19 protein-coding genes are annotated in these 19,785 nt (G+C 63.5%); 8 read left to right on the forward strand and 11 right to left on the reverse strand.

The features are described 5' to 3' along the window. The first annotated feature begins 13 nt into the window (after window positions 1-13). Complete coding sequence (locus tag DXK94_RS03050; protein ID WP_181884725.1) at window positions 14-1,180, forward strand: amidohydrolase family protein; 1,167 nt, start codon at window positions 14-16, stop codon at window positions 1,178-1,180. On the opposite strand, the gene DXK94_RS03055 is transcribed toward DXK94_RS03050, so the two are convergent. Beyond that, complete coding sequence (locus DXK94_RS03055; protein WP_181884726.1) at window positions 1,149-2,297, reverse strand: ABC transporter substrate-binding protein; 1,149 nt, start codon at window positions 2,295-2,297, stop codon at window positions 1,149-1,151. The two genes, DXK94_RS03050 and DXK94_RS03055, sit on opposite strands and share 32 nt — an antisense overlap. A gap of 98 nt (window positions 2,298-2,395) precedes the next feature. Between DXK94_RS03055 and DXK94_RS03060 the strand changes: the two genes are divergently transcribed. Further along, complete coding sequence (locus DXK94_RS03060) at window positions 2,396-3,031, forward strand: bifunctional 4-hydroxy-2-oxoglutarate aldolase/2-dehydro-3-deoxy-phosphogluconate aldolase (protein WP_115523775.1); 636 nt, start codon at window positions 2,396-2,398, stop codon at window positions 3,029-3,031. Continuing rightward, window positions 3,024-3,407, forward strand: a complete 384-nt coding sequence (locus DXK94_RS03065; RefSeq protein ID WP_115523776.1) for a RidA family protein — start codon at window positions 3,024-3,026, stop codon at window positions 3,405-3,407. Before DXK94_RS03060 ends, DXK94_RS03065 begins: the two co-directional genes overlap by 8 nt. A gap of 17 nt (window positions 3,408-3,424) precedes the next feature. Here the strand turns inward: DXK94_RS03065 and DXK94_RS03070 are convergent, their stop codons facing one another. From DXK94_RS03070 to DXK94_RS03100, 7 genes are all read right to left on the reverse strand, one after another. Next, entirely contained in the window at window positions 3,425-3,748 is a 324-nt protein-coding gene (locus DXK94_RS03070; RefSeq protein ID WP_258868414.1) for a putative quinol monooxygenase, read from the reverse strand. 72 nt (window positions 3,749-3,820) lie between these two features. After that, a complete protein-coding gene (locus tag DXK94_RS03075) occupies window positions 3,821-4,993 on the reverse strand; it encodes a Gfo/Idh/MocA family protein (protein WP_115523777.1) in 1,173 nt (390 codons plus the stop codon). A gap of 68 nt (window positions 4,994-5,061) precedes the next feature. Continuing rightward, window positions 5,062-5,877: a sugar phosphate isomerase/epimerase gene (locus DXK94_RS03080; protein ID WP_115523778.1), complete on the reverse strand. Its 816-nt coding sequence runs from the start codon at window positions 5,875-5,877 to the stop codon at window positions 5,062-5,064. A gap of 63 nt (window positions 5,878-5,940) precedes the next feature. After that, entirely contained in the window at window positions 5,941-6,930 is a 990-nt protein-coding gene (locus DXK94_RS03085; protein ID WP_115523779.1) for an ABC transporter permease, read from the reverse strand. Between the two features lie 3 nt (window positions 6,931-6,933). Next, a complete protein-coding gene (locus DXK94_RS03090) occupies window positions 6,934-8,439 on the reverse strand; it encodes a sugar ABC transporter ATP-binding protein (RefSeq protein ID WP_115523780.1) in 1,506 nt (501 codons plus the stop codon). A 53-nt stretch (window positions 8,440-8,492) separates the two neighbouring features. Beyond that, a complete protein-coding gene (locus tag DXK94_RS03095) occupies window positions 8,493-9,653 on the reverse strand; it encodes a substrate-binding domain-containing protein (RefSeq protein WP_115523781.1) in 1,161 nt (386 codons plus the stop codon). A 41-nt stretch (window positions 9,654-9,694) separates the two neighbouring features. Beyond that, window positions 9,695-10,177, reverse strand: coding sequence for a hypothetical protein (locus DXK94_RS03100; protein ID WP_115523782.1), 483 nt, complete (start codon window positions 10,175-10,177; stop codon window positions 9,695-9,697). 218 nt (window positions 10,178-10,395) lie between these two features. On the opposite strand from DXK94_RS03100, the gene DXK94_RS03105 reads away from it, so the two are divergent. Together DXK94_RS03105 and DXK94_RS03110 are read left to right on the forward strand one after the other, a co-directional pair. Then, on the forward strand, window positions 10,396-11,475 hold the full coding sequence (locus DXK94_RS03105; protein ID WP_115523783.1) for a LacI family DNA-binding transcriptional regulator: 1,080 nt from the start codon (window positions 10,396-10,398) through the stop codon (window positions 11,473-11,475). A gap of 124 nt (window positions 11,476-11,599) precedes the next feature. Then, the gene (locus DXK94_RS03110; RefSeq protein WP_115523784.1) at window positions 11,600-12,241 is read left to right on the forward strand and encodes a DUF1345 domain-containing protein; all 642 of its coding nucleotides are present in this window, start codon (window positions 11,600-11,602) and stop codon (window positions 12,239-12,241) included. A 57-nt stretch (window positions 12,242-12,298) separates the two neighbouring features. Here the strand turns inward: DXK94_RS03110 and DXK94_RS03115 are convergent, their stop codons facing one another. Genes DXK94_RS03115 through DXK94_RS03125 form a run of 3 tightly spaced genes read right to left on the reverse strand, consistent with a single transcriptional unit; the run spans window position 12,299 to window position 15,261 of the window. After that, window positions 12,299-12,892 carry a hypothetical protein gene (locus DXK94_RS03115; RefSeq protein ID WP_079595151.1) on the reverse strand — a complete coding sequence of 198 codons (594 nt, stop codon included), beginning with the start codon at window positions 12,890-12,892 and terminating at the stop codon, window positions 12,299-12,301. Window positions 12,893-12,906: 14 nt separating this feature from the next. After that, a complete protein-coding gene (locus DXK94_RS03120; protein ID WP_115523785.1) occupies window positions 12,907-14,055 on the reverse strand; it encodes a zinc-dependent alcohol dehydrogenase in 1,149 nt (382 codons plus the stop codon). A 57-nt stretch (window positions 14,056-14,112) separates the two neighbouring features. After that, window positions 14,113-15,261, reverse strand: coding sequence for a glutathione-independent formaldehyde dehydrogenase (locus DXK94_RS03125; protein WP_115523786.1), 1,149 nt, complete (start codon window positions 15,259-15,261; stop codon window positions 14,113-14,115). A gap of 678 nt (window positions 15,262-15,939) precedes the next feature. Here DXK94_RS03125 and DXK94_RS03130 point away from each other — a divergent pair. Genes DXK94_RS03130 through DXK94_RS03140 form a run of 3 tightly spaced genes read left to right on the forward strand, consistent with a single transcriptional unit; the run spans window position 15,940 to window position 19,781 of the window. Beyond that, window positions 15,940-17,031 (forward strand): substrate-binding domain-containing protein, encoded by a 1,092-nt coding sequence (locus tag DXK94_RS03130; RefSeq protein WP_115523787.1) that lies wholly within the window; start codon window positions 15,940-15,942, stop codon window positions 17,029-17,031. Window positions 17,032-17,091: 60 nt separating this feature from the next. Continuing rightward, the gene (locus DXK94_RS03135; protein WP_254865431.1) at window positions 17,092-18,675 is read left to right on the forward strand and encodes a sugar ABC transporter ATP-binding protein; all 1,584 of its coding nucleotides are present in this window, start codon (window positions 17,092-17,094) and stop codon (window positions 18,673-18,675) included. A gap of 35 nt (window positions 18,676-18,710) precedes the next feature. Then, entirely contained in the window at window positions 18,711-19,781 is a 1,071-nt protein-coding gene (locus tag DXK94_RS03140) for an ABC transporter permease (RefSeq protein ID WP_115523788.1), read from the forward strand. The last annotated feature ends 4 nt before the right edge of the window (window positions 19,782-19,785 follow it).

Raw genomic sequence — 19,785 nt, forward strand, 5'->3', positions numbered from 1 at the left:
TGGAAAGGGAAAGATGTACAACGCCATTCGCTTCAGGAAAGCACTTCTCGGCCCGGATATGGAGCCCGCGGACGACGTCTGGATGACCATCAGTGATGGCCTTATCACTGCGCTGGGCACCGGCCAGGGGCCGGCGGGAATTCCCAGCCACCCTGCCGCCGTGGCGATACCGGGGCTGGTGGACTGCCATGTGCACCTGGCCTTGTCCGGCGGGGCGGATGTGGAGCAGGAAGCAAGATCGTCGGACCCGGCGGCCCGGCAGGACCTGCTCGAGGCCAACGCCTTCCGCCATCTCCAGTCCGGAGTCACCACCGTCAGGGACCTCGGCAGTCCGGAGGATGCGGTGCTGCACGCAGTGAAGGGCGGCGGCCTGGGTGCTGCGCGGGCGCCGCAGATTGTGGCGGCGGGTGCCATCAGCTCCCCGGCAGGCCACGGCAATTTCCTTTCCCGGTGGGCAACGACGCCCGCCGAATACGAGGAAGCCATCAATGCCATCGCCGGCCTCGGCGCACACTGGGTCAAGCTGTTTGCCACCGGCGGTGTCATTACATCCGGCACCGTACCGGGTGCCACGCAGATGGAGCCCTCCCTGATCAGCGAGGTGACGGCCGCGGCGCACCGTTCCGGACTCGCCGCGGCAGCCCACGCGCACGGGAGTGACGGGATCAGGAATGCCATCGAGGCAGGGGTGGACTCCATCGAGCACTTCTCCTACCTCACCCCGGACGAGGTCGCCCTGCTGGCCGAAAGCCGCTGCACCCTGGTCAGCACCCTGGTCGCCACCGAGCGCTTCGTCTCGTCTGACCAGCGCGAGACGGCGAACCCTGAAACCCTGTCGAAGATCCTCGCCCATGCCCCGCACGAGCGCGCCGCGCTGCAGCAGGCCGTTAGGGCACGGCTGCCGCTGGCCGTCGGGACGGATGCCGGCACAACGTTCAACCCCCACGGATTCGGCATGCAGGAGCAGGCGCTGCACCTAAACCGCGCCGGCATGGACCCTGCCTCTGTACTGCGGGCCATGACCGTCAACGGTTCCAGACTCCTGGGGGACGGCGCGGGATATCTCGACGTTGGGCGGCGGGCGGACATCCTGTGCCTCGACGCCGATCCGCTCGAAGACCTGGGCGCGCTGTACAAGATCAATGAGGTCATCCTCGTTGGCCGTCCTGTTGGTAAGTGACGTCATAGGCCAGGGCAAGGGAGGCGTACTTTCCTGAGACCGTCCCGCTGATGGCGCCCATCAGCCTCCGGGCCGCCTCCACGAAGTCCACCCGAAGCGGGATGTGGCGGAAGTCGATGCCGGACCAGGACTCGTCCACGGCCCGCAGGCATTCCTCCAGGCCCGCCCCGGCCACGAAGTCCCTGTACCAGTCCCGCTCCCGCAGGTCCGCCCGCGGAATATCGATGCGGCGGACACCCACAACCTCGGCGCGGAGCACCTCCTCGGAATGGCGCCACGCGATGAACTGCCGCGCAGCCTCTTCACTGTGGCACCCCGCGGTGATGCCCAAGCCTTCGGCGTACACGAACTGTGCGGGGCGCGCATCGCCAACGGTCGTGTAGCCCATGAGTCCCCGTACCGGCGATCCCGGGTCCTCGAACTGGAATGCCCAGGCGCTGGTGTCGAAGAGATGGGACGCTTTTCCGTCGGAGACCAGGTTCCCCACACCCGCGTAGTCCAGCCCCGTCAGGTCCTGCGGTCCGCGGGCGAGGGCCTGCACCAGGTCCCCAACGCCGTCGCGCAGGTCCTCGAAGGTGGGGTCGCCGGCGTCCGGAAGAAGCCTCACCGCCTTGGCCGCTGCCCAGCCGGAGAAGGTCTCCAAGGAGGAAAATTCCCCGTTGCACCGCGCAACAAGGCCCATGCCCCGCTCCCGCAGCACGCCGTGGGCGGTGAGGACGTCCGCCAGTGACTGCGGGCGCCCTAAACCGGCGGCCTCGAAGAGGTCCTGCCGGTACGCCAGCATGCCGCCTGTGAGGGTGTGGGGCACGGCCCAGAGCGTCCCGCCCCGCCGCAGCGCCGCGAGCGCATGGGGGACGAAGGCACTTTCGTCCAGTCCGACGTCGGCCGCTGCGATGGGCAGCAGGGTCCCCGCCGCGCGCAATTCCTCCAGGTACCAGAAAGGGACCGTGACCACGTCGGCCACCGGGGACCCCTGCACCAGGGCATCATGGGCCACCCCCTCCGGGACGACATCGAGGGCAACGTCGATCCCCGTCGCCTCGCGGAACTCCGGCAAGAGACGCCGGATAATTTCCACGGTGTGCCCTGCCTTCAGCCATACGCGAAGTGGCTCCACAACTCCTCCGTTGCAATATGTGCAATGCACTAGACAGCATGTGCAACCACTATATAGGGTAGGAGCCGCACAGTCTCCCACGAAATCAAGGAAGCGCCGTGGTTAACGATTCCGACTTCTTCCTCCGCCACCTGCTGGTGTCACCTGTGATCGCCATCCTCCGGGGCCTGCCCGCCGCCGCGACTGTAGAGATGGCAGTCCGGTGCTGGGACGCAGGCATCCGCCTGGTGGAGGTTCCGCTCCAGTCCCAGGAGGCATTCCTCGCGCTGAAGGAAGCCGGCGGGGCTGCGGACGGCACCGAACGACTGATCGGCGCCGGCACCATCTGCACTCCCGAGGATGTGGACCGTGCGCAGGAGGCAGGAGCCCAGTTCCTGATTGCGCCGGGATTCTTCCCGCCGTCCATCATGCGTGCCCAGGAGATGGGGCTCCCGTACCTGCCGGGAGTCGCGACTCCCACAGAAATGCATGGTGCGCTCAGCATGTCCCTGAACGTCCAGAAGCTGTTTCCGGCGGACATGGCAGGTCCGGGCGCGCTGAAGACCCTCGCGGGGCCGTTCCCGCAGATCAGCTATGTGGCTGTCGGCGGGGTCACCCCGTCCAACGCCCAGGACTTCCTCGATGCCGGCGCTGTCGGCGTCGGGGTGGGCAGCGCCCTGAGCGATTCGTCCGCCCTTGAATACTTCTCCCAACTGAAAAGCCCAACGAAAAGGAAGAACAGTGCAGATGACTAAGCAAGAGATCGTTACCGACCTCGCACCGACGCCCGTTGCCAGCTACTCCCAGGCCGTGAAAGTCGGGACCACCCTCTACCTCGCGGGGCAGGGCGGCTTCGACGCAAAAACCGGCCAGCTCGTTGGCGAGGGCATTCAGGAGCAGACCCGCCAGACGCTCCAGAACCTCAAGTACGTCATCGAGGCGGCCGGCGGCAGCATGAACGACTTCGTCACGGTCCGTGTGTTCATCAGCGAACACGGGGAGTTCCCCGGCATGAACGAAGTCTACGGAGAGTTCTTCGACAAGCCCTACCCCGCCCGCACCACCGTCTCCGCCGGACTGGGGCCCGGAATGAAGGTGGAAATCGACGGAATTGCCGTGCTCTCGGAGTGACCCCCAGGGCATCGAATTTAGATGAGGGGCGTGATTGGAGTGACGGAAAACGGTACTGCCAAGAGCGGTTCGACTTCCCTTACAAACGCCTTGACATGGTCTTCTTCGTTATGTGATGCCAGGTCTTCGTCACGCGCCCAGCCTTCGAAGAGAACGAACGTGCCGGGCCGGTGTTCGTCAGAGAAAACGGTGTATTCCAGGCATCCAGGGTCTTTCCGGCTTAGCGTCTGAAGAGCGTGGAGGGCTTCCTGGAGGTCGGCTTCGTGCCCTGCTTTGGCGATGAAAACCGGCATGAGCCAGACTTCTGCACTCTCCTGGCGGATCGGGAGGGGCTGTGGCATCTTGTCTTCCTTGCTTATGGTCGTCCTGGGTTTCCGGGAGGGACAGCTTTCGCCGTCCCTCCCGGAACTGGGTTAGTCGGTGATCTGCGGAACTTCCACCCATGATTCTTTTGCAGCAGATTCGACAATCGCGTCGTCGATGAGGGCCACCTGGTAGCCATCTGCGAAGTTAGGGCTCACGCTGCCACCTTCTGCGATGGCCTTGAAGAAGTCGTACGCTTCGATGATCTTCGTTTCCCCGTAGCCAATGCCCAGGGCCGGAATGGGCCAGAGGCCTTCTCCGTAGGGATGGGCAGGGCCGGTGTACACAGTGCGGAATCCACGGCGGTCGGCCTGGTCGGAAGCGAAGCAGACCTGCAGCTCATCGCGTCGTTCGTAGTTGAAGACGATGCTGCCTTCGGTTCCGTGGATTTCGAAGGTGATGTAGTTGTTCCTTCCGTGCGCGTTGCGTGTCGCCTCCACGGATCCCACGGCTCCGTTGGCGAACCGGATCATCGTCATGACCTCGTCGTCGACATCAACCTCGCCCCGCGGGCCCTCTCCGCCCCGTACGGTGCCGAGCGCATCGGCCCCGCCCGTTTGGAGGGGCCGCTCGGGGATCCAGGTGGACAGGACGGCGTTGACGGCGCTGAACTCACCGACGAGGTAGCGGGCCATGTCGAAGACGTGCGTGGCGATATCTCCCAGCGCGCCGGAACCTGCGACCGACTTCTGGAAACGCCAGGACAATGGCGAGTTGGGGTCGGCGCTCCAGTCCTGCAGGTATGTCCCGCGGAAGCTGATGATCTTGCCTATGGCACCTTCCTCGATGTACTTCTTTGCCAATGCCACTGCGGGGGTGCGCCGGTAGTTGAAGGCGACCATGTGGACGATGTTCTTGTCTTTGACTGCGTCATACATGGCCTTGGATTCTTCGCCCGTGCGGGCCAGGGGTTTTTCGCAGATGATGTGTTTGCCCGCTTCCGCGGCGGCGATGGCGATTTCAGCGTGGAGATGGTTCGGCGTTGCAATATCCACCACGTGGATGTCCGGATCTTCGATGATGCTGCGCCAGTCAGAGGTGGAGTTTTCGAAGCCGAAGCGACGGGCCGCTTCGGCGGCCAGTTCCGGATTGGCCTCCGCGATGACCTTGCGGACCGGGAGGGCCGGTGCAGGCCAGAAGAACATGGGCATGGCGGCGTACGCGAGGGAGTGGGCTTTGCCCATGAAGCCCCCACCGATGAGGCCGACGTTGAGGTTCTGCATGTGAACGAGGTTCCTTTCGGAAAAGACGGGAGTCGCCGAGGCTGGCTTTCCCTGATGGTCAAAATTGGTTAGAGGATTTTCTCGAGATACTTCTTGCTGATTTCGGCAGCTTCCCGTGGATCGCCGTCGTAGTTGTCGAGTTCGACCATGAGCCAGCTGTCGTATCCGCTTTCCCGGATGGCAGCAATGATGTCCGGGAAGTCGAGTTCGCCCTGGCCCAGCGGGAGGAAGGTGAACGGGTTCTGCTGGAAGTCTTTGAGGTGGACGTGCCGGATCCTGTCGGGATACTTCCGGATGACGGCGGCCGGGTCTGCTCCGCCGGCTGCAAGATGGGCCGTGTCCGGGCAGAAGCCTATCCGGGTGAGCGGCATGAGCTTGTCCAGCTCGTCCGGGCTCTCCACGATGGTGCTGAGATGCGGGTGGTAGCTTGCCGACAGCCCGAAGCTTTCTGCGATGTCCGTTACGCGGTCCAGCGCTTCACCGAGGCGGCGGTAGTCCTCCTCGTTGGTTCCGGCGGCGCGTCGTGCCCCGCCACCAACCACGAGCCGTTCCGCTCCGAAGCTCGCCGCCAGCTCGGCGGCCCGGTGGATCCGGTGCATCTCGTCGGGCAGGATCTCGGCGTAAATGAAGTTGGCCCCGGTATACACACTTGCCAGGGAGACCCCGGAGCTGCTTAGGAGCTCTTTGAGTTCCTCCGGCTTGTTGGCGTACTCCGCGAGGTTGCCGTCGAACATTTCCACACCTTCGTACCCGACAGATGCGATGTCCCGGACGGCGTCGCTCATGGATCCGTGGGTCATGTAGAAAAGGTCCTTGACGCTCGTCACGCCTTGGGGGTGGCCGACGACGCCGCCCCAGGTGATGGAACAGTAACCAAGTTTCATTGTTTGTGCCTTTCGACTGCAGGGATGGACTGCACGTTGCGTGCCGGAATCATCGGCACTGTTTTACTTCTTCCGGGCGAGCGCGACGGCGAGGATGATGATGACGCCGCGGACCACCTGCTGCTGGCTGCTGTCGAGCCCGGCCAGGATCAGTCCGTTGTTGATCAGGCCAATCAGCAGGGCCCCGAAGAGAGTTCCGACGATTGAGCCGAATCCGCCAAAGAGGCTGGTTCCACCCAGGATGACCGCGGCGATGGCGGAGAGTTCGTCGCCTGCTCCCCATTGGAATCGGCCCGACTCGAGGCGGCCGGCGTACAGCATCCCGGCGACGCTCGCCACCATGCCCGAGATGAGGAGCACCTGGAATTTGATCCGCTTGGTGTTGATGCCGGTGAACTCTGCCGCGTTGCGGTTGCCGCCTGTGGCGAGGACCTGCCGGCCGAACCGGGTGCGGTTCAGTACGACGGCGCCGATGGCAACGAAGATGGCGCTCCAGACCACCAAGCCCGGAATTGGACCGAAGTTCCCCGATCCGAACAGCGTGTTGAAGGTGTCGTTCAGAATGGGCTGGGGCGCCGAGGCGGTAATCCACTGGGCAACGCCAACGGCTATTCCCAGCATGCCGAGGGTCACCAGGAAGGAGGGGATTCCGAGGAGGCTCACCAGGGCGCCGTTGACCGATCCGACCACGAGCCCGACGGCGAGGCCGGCAAGGATGCCGGGGATCAGGCCCCACTGGGAGAGGGCCATAGCGGTGCAGACACTGGAGAGGCCGGCTACGGATCCGACGCTCAGGTCGATTTCAGCGCATGCGATCACGTATGTCATGCCTACTGCTATGACGGTGATGGTGGCAGTCTGCCGGAAAATGTTCAGCAGGTTGTTCGGCGACAGGAAGCCCTGGTCGCGCAGCAGAACGGCGAAAAAGAGGAAGACGACGACGAAGCCGATGTAGATGACGTAGCGTCGCCAGTCGAGTTCTTTCAGGATGGTGCCAAATTGACGGGGTGCCTCGGTGGTGTCCCGGGGCGCGATGGTGTTTGCCTTGCTCACTGTTCAGACTCCCTGGACTGCAAGTTGGAGATATTCCTCGTCAGCGATCTCGCTGCGGGGGATGTCGCGGATGATGGAGCCGTCCTTGAGGACGAGGACGCGGTCGCTGACCGCGAGTAGTTCGGGGTACTCGGAGGAGATGACGATGACGGCTTTGCCGGCACTGGCCAGCTCACGGATCATGTCCAAAATTTCGCTTTTGGTGCCGATGTCGACGCCGGCCGTTGGCTCGTCCAGGATCAGGATGTCCGGATCGGTGCCCAGCCACTTGGCGATGACCACCTTCTGCTGGTTGCCGCCGGAGAGCAGCCGCACCGGCCGGTGGGGGTGGGCCACCTTTACTGCGAACCTCTTGATCAGCGACGAGGACAATTCCTTGCCTTTGGTGCCGTCCAGGAGGGGTCCGCGCTGAATCTGTCCAAGCAGCGGCAGCAGCAGGTTGTCCTGGACGGAGTGCTCCAGGACCAGGCCTTGGGCCCTGCGGTCCTCAGGGATGAGGGCGACGCCGGCGTTGATGGCCTGCTGCGGAGTTGCAAGGTTGACCTTTTTGCCGCGAAGCAGGACATCACCGCTGTCCACCTTGTCAATGCCGAAGAGCGCGCGGGCAAGCTCCGTGCGTCCGCTGCCCATGAGTCCTGCCAGGCCGAGGATTTCGCCGGGACGGAGCGCGAAGGACACGTCCCGGACCCGGTGGCCGGCATTGAGCCCACGGACCTCGAGCAGGGGTTCCGCGTCCTGGGCCACGTGACGGGCACGGTACGAAAGCTGGCCCTCGATCTTCTTCCCGACGATCCCTTCCACGATCTGCTCGGGAGTGACGTCAGTGAGCGGCTTCGTGAGGAGGTGGCGGCCGTCGCGGAGGATGGTGATGCGATCTGCGAGCCGGTACACCTCGTCCATCCGGTGGGAGATGTAAATGATGGAGATGCCACGCCGCTTAAGGCGGTCAATCAGTTCGAAGAGGGCTTCGGACTCGTGGCGGGCCAGGCTGGCGGTCGGTTCATCCATAATCAGCACATTTGCGTTCTGTGCGAGGGCCTTGGCGATCTCGGTCAGCTGCCAGTAGGCGGTGCCGAGCCGCGAGACCTCCGCCCGGGGGTCGACGTCGACCTCCATTTCGGCGAAGACCTCCTTGGCCCGCTTCACCGCTGTTCGGTCGTCGATGAGCCCGCTCGGGCCGAGCGGTTCAGCGGCGAGGAAGATGTTCTGCGCAACGGTCAGGCTCGGCACGAGGCTGAATTCCTGGAAGACCATGCCGATCCCGGCGGCCTTCGCGTCCTGGATCGAGTTGATGGAGGCAGGTTTGCCTCCGATGAGGATCTCGCCGGCGTCTGTCTGGTAGACGCCCTGGAGGATCTTCATGAGCGTGGACTTCCCGGCACCGTTACCGCCTGCCAGCGCGTGGACCTCGCCGTGGCGGACGTCGAAGCTGACATCCTTCAGCACGGAAACGCCATTGAAGCCCTTGGAAATCGAGCGCATCTCGACGACATTGTCTGCGGTGTTCATTGTTGCCCTTTCGGCGCGGTGCGGGGGTGGGGCCCCCGCACCGTCGGGTCTGGCTACTGCTTGTAGGACTCTTGGATGTCCTTCGGGGCGTCCTCGTGGTAAACCTGCTTCCAGGCCTCCAGGACGTTGGAGTGGTCAACCGGGAGGGCGCTCAACGCCACGTAGGCCGGTGCTTCCTTACCGATCAGGGCGCCTGCGCCCAGCCGTGCTTCAGTAACACCCTGGTCGAAGGGAACCTGCGCCCCGAGGCCGACGACGAGTTCGTCCTTGGCAAGGGCGATCGCAACGTTCTTGCCGAGGTCCTCCGTGGCGATCTTCAAATCCTTCCGGCCGGCGGCGCGGGCTGCTGCCATGACACCTTCTGCCGGGACGTCCCATACCGCCCAGATGCCGGCGAGATCGGGGTACTTGCTGATCATGGCGTTGGCCGCAGCCTGGGCGTCTCCAGCGAAGTCCGGGCCGGCGATGCCCTTTTCCTCCACTATCTGGATCTCCGGGTATTCCTTGGTGATCGTGTCCTTGAAGCCTTCGTGCCGCTGCTTGGTCACAAAGAAGTCGGCCTGGTGGAAGACAAGGCCGATCTTTCCCTTGCCGCCGAGCGCTTTGGCCATCTGGTGGGCAGAGACGACGCCGTTGCCGTAGTTGTCGGCAGAGACAACGGAGACGTAGTCCTGGCCGGCGGTCAAGCCCTGGGGAACGTTGTCCATGAAGATGAGCTTCGTGCCGGCAGCAGCGGCCTTCTTGTAGGCGGAGGCGGTGGCAACGGGATCCGTGGGGATGGACACGATGATGTCCGGGTCCTGCGTCATCACCGTCTCGAGGTCGGAAACCTGCTTGTCCGGCTTGAAGTTCGCATCCGTTGTGGCGATGACCTTGATGCCCAGCTTTTCGAATTCGCTCTTGAGTCCGTTGACTTGGGCTGTGGCCCAGTCGTTGCCGCCGTAGTGCATCACGATGGCTGCTGTAGCGTTGAGTCCTTTGACCTTCTCGATCTCTTCAGTCGTCAGGTCTGCAACGGACGCCGGGGAGGGCGTTTCGCCATTGGGGCCCTTGCTGAGAACCTGTCCGGTGATCTTGTCGAGGGCCTGTTGAGCCTTTTCGGAGATACCGGCGTCAGGAGCGTTCGAGCTAGCCGTTGTGGAACTGCTGCAGGAGGCGACCGAAAGTGACAGGACTGCTGCCACGGCCATGAGGGGAAGCCTGCGGATCATCATTGTTCTCCAGTGCTTTGAGGTGGATGGATGGTTGGGGTGGATCAGGCGAGGGCTATGGCCAGCGCCGGGGGAATCGGTGACAGGATGAGGCCGCCCGCCGCAGAGGCCGAGCGGACAGCGCTGGCCTTGTCCGAAGCGCACAGGATGGCCTGTGCATGCTCTTTATTGACGAAGAAGCCCAGGGAGCACGGCCCATAGTGGGTCTGAACCCAACTCACTGCCGCGCCTGCCGTTTCAGTCATGTCACCGCCGGCTTCGGCAGCCGGGCGGTCCAGCGTGGACACAGATGCGCCACCGCCCGACGTGTCAACGGTGATGACCATGCCGGCCCAAAAAACGTTGTCATTGAAGATGCAGACAACGGCCGAGGAGCCAGCGGTAACGAAGGCCCGGACGGCTGCCGCGAGATCATCGACTGCTTCATCAGTGAGGAGCAGTGCCAGGTTTGCCCACTGTCCCCGGTGAATATTTCGAAGCCTGAAACAGGAATCGAGCGCAAGTGCATCTGCAACGGTGCCAGGCATTTCCGCTCCTTCCTCATTGAATGTTTTTGCTTCCGTAAACGCTAACGCTGATACCGTGAACGTTTACGGAGACGATCGTAAACGTTTACGGAACGAGGTGTCAAACCTCACAGCAGCACGACCGAGGAGCAATGGACTGGACCGGCGTCGACATAGGATTGACAGGCACGCCGTACCGGCGCCGGCGTCGGTACTGGCGACGCGAGACAGGAGAGAGCATGGCAGACGCTGCAATCCCACGCGGGGCGAAAGGGCGGCTTTCGGACGCCCCGCCGCGGCGGAAGCCAACCATCAACGATGTGGCCCAACTCGCCGGAGTCTCGTTTGGCACTGTCTCGCGGGTTCTCAACGATGCACCGGATGTCAGTGCCGCAACCCGCCAGCGCGTTTTGGACGTCATCAAGGACATCGGGTACCGCCGGAACAGGGCTGCGACCGCGCTGGTCACCAGCCGGTCCACCTCCATCGGGATACTGTCCGACGGCTCCCCTCGGTTCGGTCCTGTCGGGACACTCATGGCCCTCGAGAACGTGGCGCGGAAGAAGGGCTACGCCACAACCGTCATCAGTGTGGAGCAGCCCTACGCAGAGTCTGTGCAGCCCGCCCTGGACACCCTCGATGACGTCGGCGTGGGTGGAATCATCGTCATCGCACCAGTGGTGGACATGGCGGCAGCAGTCTGGAACGCATCGTGCCGGGTGCCCGTGGAGATGATTGCCGCAGGTGCATCATCCACCCCCAACGTGTTCACATACTCTGAAAACCAGGAGCTCGGAGCACGGCTGGCCACCCAACACCTCATCGACCTGGGCCACACAGACATCGCCCACATCGCCGGCTCAATGGACTGGTTCGACGGACGGGTGCGCAAGCGCGGCTGGGAGGCCGCGCTTCGTGACGCCGGCCTTTCGCCCGGGCTCTGTCTCGAGGGCGACTGGAGCCCCCGATGGGCCTACGAAACAGGCCTCAAGCTGGTCCGCGAAGACAGGATCCCCCAGGCGATCTTCGCGGCCAGCGACCACACTGCCCTAGGGCTTATTCGCGCGTTCGCCGAAAATGGGGTCCGCGTCCCGGACGACGTGAGTATCGTCGGCTTCGACGACATCGAAGGTTCCGACTATTTCCTGCCGCCCCTGACCACCGTGCGCCAGGACTTCACCGCGTTGGCGCTGATGAGCATGGAGGTGCTTATCGGCGCCATGGAGGGGCAGGAGGTAGACCGTACTCCCATCGCACCCACACTTGTTGTACGCAACAGCTCCACCCGCGCCACACCCCGCAAGTCCCCGAAGGCTTAGCAACAAAACCCTTGCGCGCGAGTCCACCGCTGCGCACACTGGACGAATGTGAGGATTGGACCCTGCCGGCTTGAGCGGCCCTGAGGCCAGGGCATGGCCGGCAACGTCCCTTCGAGGAGCATCCATGAACGGTCGGATCCTGTCAGCTCGCCGTGCTCTTGTCTGCGTTGCAGTCGGGGCAGTGGCCGGCACCGTCGCAGCGGTAGCCGTAGAACCTTCCCTTGGGCCCCTGGTCGGGTGGTGCACCGCCGGCGTCACCGCTCTGGCATGGGTGTGGCGGATCTGCTGGCGAAAGGATCCACCGGGGACTGAACGCCTCGCGCGCGAGGAGTCCGCCTCCCGTGTGACCGACAACGCGATCGTCACGGCTTGTATCGCGAGCATCGCGGCCGTGGTGGTCGCACTGATCCAGTCCAGCGACCGGAGCGAAGATCCCACCTCGGTGGCATTGGTCATCCTGGGCGTGCTCGGCACGATAGTTGCGTGGGCGCTCGTCAACACCGTCTATGCCTTGAAGTACGCCCGCATGTACTTCCTGGATCACCCCGACGACGGGTTCGACGTCAAGCAGGAGAAGCAGCCTACCTACAGCGACTTCGCCTACTTCGCCTTCACCGTGGGGATGTCGTACGCCGGGCCTGAGATCGAGCCCATCAATACCGAGGTCCGACGCAAAGCTCTTCTGCACGCTCTGCTGTCGTATTTCTTCGGCACAGTCCTGATGGCGGTCTCCATCAACTTGGTCACGAACCTCGGCCAAGGATGACGTGCGGGTGTCACCAGCAAATGCCTTGCTGGTGACACCCTTCGCCGTTCTGGCAGATCAGTTGTCAGGCTCTGTGCGCTCCTTTCGCAAGGTCCTATAGGCCGCTGCGAGCCCTACAGCCGCCAGCACCCAGGGGCCGGCCACGATGATCGGGTCGATCCACTGGTGGTTGGTGTCGGCCCGCTTTTGTCCGAAGCGTGAGCTTATGCCGTGGCTGGAGAACTCGCTGAGCACGCCGGTTTCGGTCACGGGGTTGTCCGGGCGCAGCGTCGCCAGGGACTTCACGTGGTGTTCCGTGGCGTCCACGCGGTCTGCGGCGACGAGCAGGAGCCAGTGCGCTGCCCGGCCCTCGCTGTACTTGTAGGCGTACTTCCGGATGGCCCCGGACGCGCCCTTGGGTGGGGTGGAGGTCCCGAAAACGGGGGTCAGGAAGGCGTGTTCGACGGACCGTTCCCGGGGCCATTTCTCGGGCTGGCGCTCAGGGAAGTCCCAATGTGCGCCGGTTTCGATGCCAGGTTGTTCGCGAGGGTAGGAGGGCCTGTCGGCCGGGTCCAGGTCCGCACCCCAGCCCGGGATCCGGGCGCGCAGGTCCTCCACGGACTCCTTCAGGGCCGGCTTGGCCGCGGTGTAGGGCGTTGGTATCTCAGCCATGATGGTTTTTCCTTTCAGGCCGCGCTGGGAATGACGAGGGGCTTGATGCATTCATCGAGCTTCGCGGAGAAGATGTGGTATCCCTCGGCGATGTGTTCCAACGGGATGCGGTGGGTGACGATGTCGCTGGGCTTGAGGTACCCGTTGCGGATGTGTTCGAAAAGCCGCGGCCACTGCCGTTTAACCGGGCACTGGTTCATCCGCAGCGTCAATCCTTTGTTCATGGCGTCACCGAATTTCACGGCACTGAAAATCGGGCCGTAGGCGCCCACCACGGACACGCTGCCGCCCTTGCGGACGGAGTCGATGGCCCAGTTCAGGGCAATGGGGGAGCCGCCCTGGAGTTTCAGTTTGCTGCTGGTGACGTGCTGCAGGAAGTTGCCGTCCGCCTCGGCCCCCACCGCATCAATCACGACGTCGGCGCCCAGGTAGTCAGTGGCTTTCTTCAGGTGCACCACAATGTCGTCGTATTCCGCGAAGTTGTACGTTTCAGCGTGGGCGAAGGTGCGGGCCTTCTCGAGCCGATACTCCAGGTGGTCGACCACAATCACCCGGCCTGCGCCCATCAGCCACGCGGACTTGGCGGCGAACAGGCCCACTGGCCCGGCGCCGAACACCACCACCGTGTCGCCTTGGACGATGTCGCCGAGTTGGGCGCCGAAGTAGCCGGTGGGCAGGGCATCGGTGAGCAGGACGGCGTCCTCTTCGTCCATCCAGTCCGGGATCAAGCCTGGCCCGACGTCGGCGAACGGTACCCGCACGTACTCGGACTGGCCGCCGTCGTAACCTCCGCAGGTGTGGGAGTAGCCGTAGATGCCGCCCACCGCCGTCGCGTTCGGGTTCACGTTGTGGCAGTTCGAATACAGGCCGCGGGCGCAGAAGTAACAGGACCCGCAGTAGATGTTGAACGGGACCATCACCCGGTCCCCGGGCTGTAGCCGCTCCACTGACGGGCCCACCTGCTCCACCACGCCGATGAATTCGTGCCCGAAAGTCATTCCCACCCGGGTATCCGGCATCATGCCGTGGTAAAGGTGCAGGTCAGAGCCGCAGATCGCAGCCCTCGTCACCCGCACGATCGCATCATTAGGATGCTCGATCTTAGGGATGTCCTTTTCTTCCACGCGGACCTTGTAGGGCCCGCGATACACCATTGACCGCATCAGTACCGCCTCAGGGAAATAGTTTGATCCGACATATCAAATCTCCTGTCCGGCCGCTCAGGCGCTGGCCGGGTGGAGGACGACTTTGGTCCAGCCGTCTTCGCGGCTGTCAAAGTTTCGGTAGCCCTCGGGGGCCTGGTCCAGCGGCAGCTCGTGGCTGACGAGGAAGGAAGGGCTGGCTTTTCCGCCGGCGATGAGGTCGCGCAGGGCCCGGTTGTATTTCTTGACCGGGCACTGGCCCGATCCCATCGTCTGTCCCTTGAACCAGTAGTTTCCGTAGTCAAAGGCCACCTGCCCCTGCTTTTCGAGCTCATCGGGGGAGCCAGGATCCTGGGGCAGGAACACGCCCACCACGCCCAGGCCGCCGACGAACCGCACGGAGTCCACGAGCCGGTTCAGGGTCTGGTTGGGATGTTCATTGCCGCCCGGGTCGTGTGCCTGGTAGCCCACGCATTCGCAGCCCCGGTCGGCCCCGAATCCCATGGTCTGGTCCTTGACGAACTCGACAGGGTCCACCGCGGAATCATCCACAGGGATGGCGCCGATCTGCTCGGCCAGCTTCAAGCGGTCCTTTTGGCGGTCTACGACCATGACCTTGCCAGCGCCTTTGATAATGGCCGAGTAGGCTGCCATCAGGCCTACTGGTCCCGCACCATAGATGACCACGGAGTCTCCCGGGTAGACCCCCGCCAGCTCGGTGGCATGCCAGCCGGTGGGGAAGATATCGGCGACCATGACATAGTCGAGCTCCTTCTCCACGGAGTCCTCGCCCAGGCGCAGGCAGTTGAAGTCTCCGTACGGCACCCGCAGGTATTCTGCCTGTCCGCCCTGGTAGGGGCCCATGTCCGCGAAACCATAGGCCGCGCCTGCGAGCTGGGGTTCCGGCTGCATGGTGAGGCAGTAATTGGTGAAGCCCCGATCGCAGTTCTTACAGAATCCGCAGGCGATGTTGAACGGCAGCACGACACGCTCGCCCACCTTTACTTTGCTGACCGCCGGGCCGGTCTCAACCACTTCGCCCAGGTTCTCGTGACCAAAGGTGCGTCCGGGTTCGAAGCTGGTCCGGCCTTCGTACATGTGCAGGTCCGAGCCGCAGATATTCGCAGCGGTAATCCGCACCAATACGTCGGCGGGGTGCTCGATTTTGGCGTCCGGTACGTCCTCCACGCTGACGTCTTTCGGTCCTTTGTCAACTACTGCCTTCACTTTTCCGCTCTTTTCTTTTATCCCATCCCGATCGTTGGCGCAGTGGTACCTTCCGGGCGCAGCAAAGCAAGGGACCTGCAGGACTGCGGCCCGGAAAAAGGGGGCACCCGATACGCGTATTGGAGCTGGCGAGGGAATGGGGGAACAAGGATAGCGGCCCCTGAGCCCACCCAAGGCTCGTAAGGCCAAAAGGTTTTCAGACCGCCAGGCTGTTGGGAAAATCCCGCCTGACGGCTGTACGCAAAAGAGAACTGATCGAGCCTTAATGCTAAGCAGCCTTAGTAACGGTGTCGAGGGGGCGTCCCCGAAATCTTCCCCCAATCGTGGGTTGGGTAGCTGAGCTTCGAGGAGTCAGGCGCGGATGCTCCGTGCCAGCGCTACACATCGACCTGCGATGGAAAGCGTCGTTAGTGACTACATTCCTTCTGGCCAATCTTGCCGTAGGGGCGTGGTCGGCCCAAGCTGCTGAGTTAGCGATAAATCAGCACCCTTACTAATGCTGCTGGCGCGGTTAGTGACTTCTTCTCCGTCTATTTCCGCCACTTTGCTTGCCAGTAACACCAGCCGTCACACCTTTAACGAGTTTCCCGAAAACCCTTGATAGTGCGCTAACTCAGCATGTAAGTTAGCTCACAGCCCCAAAGGTGGGGTGATCACGAACACAAGGGAGTGTTGTTCATGCGGAGAACTACAACTGGAATTCGTCGGAACAAAAGACTTGGCAAGGCGGCTCTGTGCGCTTCCGTCCTGACGGTCGCCATGCTTGGGCTGGCCGGGTGCAAGGGCGGCGCCACCGCGGACAATGCGGAGGAGAAGGCAAGCGGAAAGGGGCTTGTCATCGGCTGGAGCCAGCGCGGCATCAGCGGCAGTGACTGGTGGAAGACCCTCGTTGAGGGCGGCCAGGCTGAGGCGGGGAAGATTGGGGCGCGCCTCGAGTTGCTTGACGCCAATGGTGATACCGTCCGGCAGAACGCTGACGTGCAGACCCTCATCACAAAGGGCGTAGACGTCGTGGTGATGAACCCGAACGACCCGCTCGGCGTCGGACCCTCGGTTCAGGCGCTGAAGGATGCGGGCATACCCGTCGTCACCGTCAACTCAAGCCTGGATAAGTCACTGGTCCCGGACATGTTCTGCTACGTTGCCGAGGACCAGGAGCACACCGGCTCACTTGCCGGCGAAACCGCTGCCCAGAAGGCGCTCGAGAAGTACGGCGACAACGGCCAGATCAAGCTCGTCGGTATCGGCGGCTTCCCGGGAGACGTGTTGAGCGATCTCCGGTTCAACGGTTTCATGGCGGGGTGGAACCGCGTTATGGATAAGCACCCGGGCGTCACTACCGTAAAGCTCGATACGAAGTACGGGGAATGGAAGCCCGACAAAGCGCTCGCCCCGATCCGGGACGTGGCCACCGCCAACCCGGACATCAAGATTGTCTACAGCATGAGCGACGTGATGCATGGCGGCATCGTTCAGGGCCTGCAACAGGCCGGTCTCTGGGGTGACGGGATCATCATGGCCAGCTATGACGGCGGCATGGGGGCGATCAAGGAAATGGTGGACGACCCGACGGGTCCGTTGCAGGCGGATGCCTCCAACCAGCCGTGGGACCAGGGAGCCGCCGCAGTGCGGATGGCACTTGCTGCCTTCAATGGCGACCAGGCCCAGTGCCCGGACAAGACGAACTACATCGACACGACGGTCATCACGCCCGCCGAGGCGCCGGATTACTACGTCCCCACGGACACCTATGTCCGCGCAAAAGACTGAGCTCCCTGGCCGGCGCTGCCCCGTGGCCGGCAGTTCCACCCAGAGCCCTATATAAGGAGCATGATGCTCGCCCATAACCAGGTCTCGCCTTCCACCGCAGCGGCGGAGACAGCACGAGACACCCATGACGGCGCTTCGGAGCTGCGGCTCGATGGCGTCACCAAGTCCTATCCCGGCGTCCAGGCGTTGAAGGGAGTCAGCTTCAGCGTCTCCCGCGGATCCATTCACGCACTTGCCGGGCAGAACGGCGCAGGCAAGTCGACGCTCGTAAAAATCCTCTCCGGAGCGGAGTCCCCGGACGGCGGGACCATCCGCCTTGGCGGCGAGCTTCAGCGTTTTCGAGACCCCATGGACGCCCAGCGCGCCGGGATCCACACAATTTACCAGGAACTCTCGCTCGTGCCGTCCCTCTCGGTGGCCGAGAACATCTTCCTGGGACAGTTGCCCCGGCGGGCGGGGGCCTCTGTCGACTGGCAGCGTATGCAGGCAGAAGCCCGGACCGCGCTGGACCGGGTAGGTTTCGATCTCGATGTCCGCCGCCCCGTGGCAAGTTACTCCACAGCGGAGCAACAGGCTGTGGAGTTGGCCAAGGCCCTGCACAAGGACGCCCGGGTCCTGCTTCTGGATGAACCCACCTCCACGTTGCCCCTGCCCGATGTTGAACGGCTGTTCACCGTCCTCCGCTCCCTGTCCGAACAAGGCGTGACGCTGTTATACATTTCGCACCGCATGGACGAGCTGTTTTCGCTCTGCGACGCCGTGACAGTGCTGCGCGATGGGGTAAACGCTGCGGATTTGAAGACAGCAAACTCCAAGCCCGCGGACGTGGTCACGGCAATGGTCGGGAAGAGCCTCGAAGGGTCCATTGCCGAAGCGGCCCTCCGCGGGGAACGCTCGCCCAGCCTCGGCGCCGGACCGAAGGAGAGCATCATCCTCTCCGCCCGCGACCTTTCCGAGCAGGGGTACGTGGACAAGGTGTCGTTCGAGCTGCGTGAAGGCGAGGTGCTCGGCATCTCGGGGCTCATCGGCAGCGGCCAGTCAGAACTGGCTGGCCTCATCGCTGGTGCGCGGAGGCGGACTTCCGGCGAGATCCGCGTCGACGGGAAAGCGGTGGACTTCCGTGCCCCCCGCGACGCGATCCGCCGCGGGATCGGGCTGCTGCCGCAGGACCGCAAGGCAGCGGGCTTCATCCCGGACATGGGCGTTGCCGGCAACATCACGCTGGCCAGTTTGCCGCAATTCAGCCGGCTGAGCGTGATCCAGTCCCGGCGGGAACGTGCCGTGGCCGGGGAGATGGTGGGCCGGCTCGGCATGAAGGTATCCGGAGTGCATCAGCCGCTCAAGACGCTGAGCGGGGGAACCCAGCAGAAGGCCATCCTGGCCCGCTGGCTTGTCCGCCAGTCACGCATCCTCGTGTGCGACGAACCCACCCGCGGCGTGGACGTCGGGGCGAAGGAGGACATGTACGAGCTCATCCGCGAGTTCGCGCAGGCCGGCGGAACCGTCGTGGTGGCGAGCTCGGAGATCACGGAGGCGATGATGTGCGACCGCGTCCTCGTGATGGCGCGCGGCCAAGTCGTCGCCGAACTCGACCATGACGACATCGACCCCTCCGGCAACGCCATCCTTGAGCGCTTCGCCTGACGGCCCCCAATCAGTTTCTATTCAGGAGTACACCTATGTCCCGGACCTTGTCGTCCCTGCCGCCAACGAGTGGCGCCCCCTCCCCGTCCCCATCGCCATTGGCCAGCATCGGCTCCCGACTGCGGGGCAGCACCCTCCGTGCCTTGCCGAAGAGCTACCTTATCCTTGTGCTTCTCGCGATCATTGCGGTGGGCTATTACGTCTCCGACGACTTTCTGACGTTCCGCAATGCTGAAAACGTGATCACGGCCGCCTCGATCGTCGTCGTGCTGGCGATCGGCCAATACTTTGTCATCCTGACCGGCGGCATCGACCTCTCCGTAGGCTCGATCCTGGCGATGTCCACGGTACTTACGGCACTGACCCTGCAGTCCGGGATGCCCGCCGGCGCGTCCGTCGTGTTTGTGCTTGCCTGCTGCGCTGCCGCCGGACTGATCAACGGCATCCTCGTCGTTTGGCTGAACATCCCTCCGTTCATCGCGACGCTCGCCATGATGAGTGCCGTCAAGGGCTTCAGCTACATCATCCAGTCAACAAGCCTGATCGAGATCAAAGACCAGTGGATCATTCAGGTTTTCTCCCGCGGCAGCTTCCTCGGCATCCGCAACCCCGTCCTGATCTTCATCATCGTGGCCGTGATCGCGGCGCTCGTGGCCAAATACACGACGTTCGGGCGCTCACTTTATGCGATCGGCGGCAACCCTGAAGCCTCGCGGCTTTCGGGCCTGCCGGTCGCCCGGAACCTGATCATCACCTACACCATCTCCGGCGTGCTCGCCGGCCTGGCAGGCCTGGTCGCTGCCGCCCAGCTGCGGCAGGGAAGCTCGCTCATCGGCGTAGGTTACGAACTCGACGCCATCGCAGCCGTCGTGGTGGGCGGCGCCTCCCTCATGGGAGGCAAGGGCGATCCGCTGAACGCAGTGATCGGGGTATTCATCCTGACCACCATCATCAACATCATGAACCTCGTCGGGATCTCCTCCGAGCCGCAGCTGGTCATCAAAGGCGCAGTGATTATCCTCGCCGTCTTCCTTTCCAGCGCGGGCGGCGTCCAGAGGATCTCCGGATTCTTCGCCAAACATTTCCGGCGCACCCAGCCCGCATAGCCGC

Source organism: Arthrobacter sp. RT-1 (genome assembly GCF_003367205.1).
Taxonomy (GTDB): domain Bacteria; phylum Actinomycetota; class Actinomycetes; order Actinomycetales; family Micrococcaceae; genus Arthrobacter.

Bases quoted from the DNA above. Each gene is read 5' to 3' on its own strand.
- DXK94_RS03140 (WP_115523788.1), top strand. From the start codon at position 18,711: ATGTCCCGGACCTTGTCGTCCCTGCCGCCAACGAGTGGCGCCCCCTCC.
- DXK94_RS03065 (WP_115523776.1), top strand. From the start codon at position 3,024: ATGACTAAGCAAGAGATCGTTACCGACCTCGCACCGACGCCCGTTGCC.
- DXK94_RS03080 (WP_115523778.1), bottom strand. From the start codon at position 5,877: ATGAAACTTGGTTACTGTTCCATCACCTGGGGCGGCGTCGTCGGCCAC.
- DXK94_RS03090 (WP_115523780.1), bottom strand. From the start codon at position 8,439: ATGAACACCGCAGACAATGTCGTCGAGATGCGCTCGATTTCCAAGGGC.
- DXK94_RS03135 (WP_254865431.1), top strand. From the start codon at position 17,092: ATGATGCTCGCCCATAACCAGGTCTCGCCTTCCACCGCAGCGGCGGAG.
- DXK94_RS03070 (WP_258868414.1), bottom strand. From the start codon at position 3,748: ATGCCACAGCCCCTCCCGATCCGCCAGGAGAGTGCAGAAGTCTGGCTC.
- DXK94_RS03075 (WP_115523777.1), bottom strand. From the start codon at position 4,993: ATGCAGAACCTCAACGTCGGCCTCATCGGTGGGGGCTTCATGGGCAAA.
- DXK94_RS03115 (WP_079595151.1), bottom strand. From the start codon at position 12,892: ATGGCTGAGATACCAACGCCCTACACCGCGGCCAAGCCGGCCCTGAAG.
- DXK94_RS03095 (WP_115523781.1), bottom strand. From the start codon at position 9,653: ATGATGATCCGCAGGCTTCCCCTCATGGCCGTGGCAGCAGTCCTGTCA.
- DXK94_RS03130 (WP_115523787.1), top strand. From the start codon at position 15,940: ATGCGGAGAACTACAACTGGAATTCGTCGGAACAAAAGACTTGGCAAG.
- DXK94_RS03100 (WP_115523782.1), bottom strand. From the start codon at position 10,177: ATGCCTGGCACCGTTGCAGATGCACTTGCGCTCGATTCCTGTTTCAGG.
- DXK94_RS03120 (WP_115523785.1), bottom strand. From the start codon at position 14,055: ATGCGGTCAATGGTGTATCGCGGGCCCTACAAGGTCCGCGTGGAAGAA.
- DXK94_RS03050 (WP_181884725.1), top strand. From the start codon at position 14: ATGTACAACGCCATTCGCTTCAGGAAAGCACTTCTCGGCCCGGATATG.
- DXK94_RS03105 (WP_115523783.1), top strand. From the start codon at position 10,396: ATGGCAGACGCTGCAATCCCACGCGGGGCGAAAGGGCGGCTTTCGGAC.
- DXK94_RS03110 (WP_115523784.1), top strand. From the start codon at position 11,600: ATGAACGGTCGGATCCTGTCAGCTCGCCGTGCTCTTGTCTGCGTTGCA.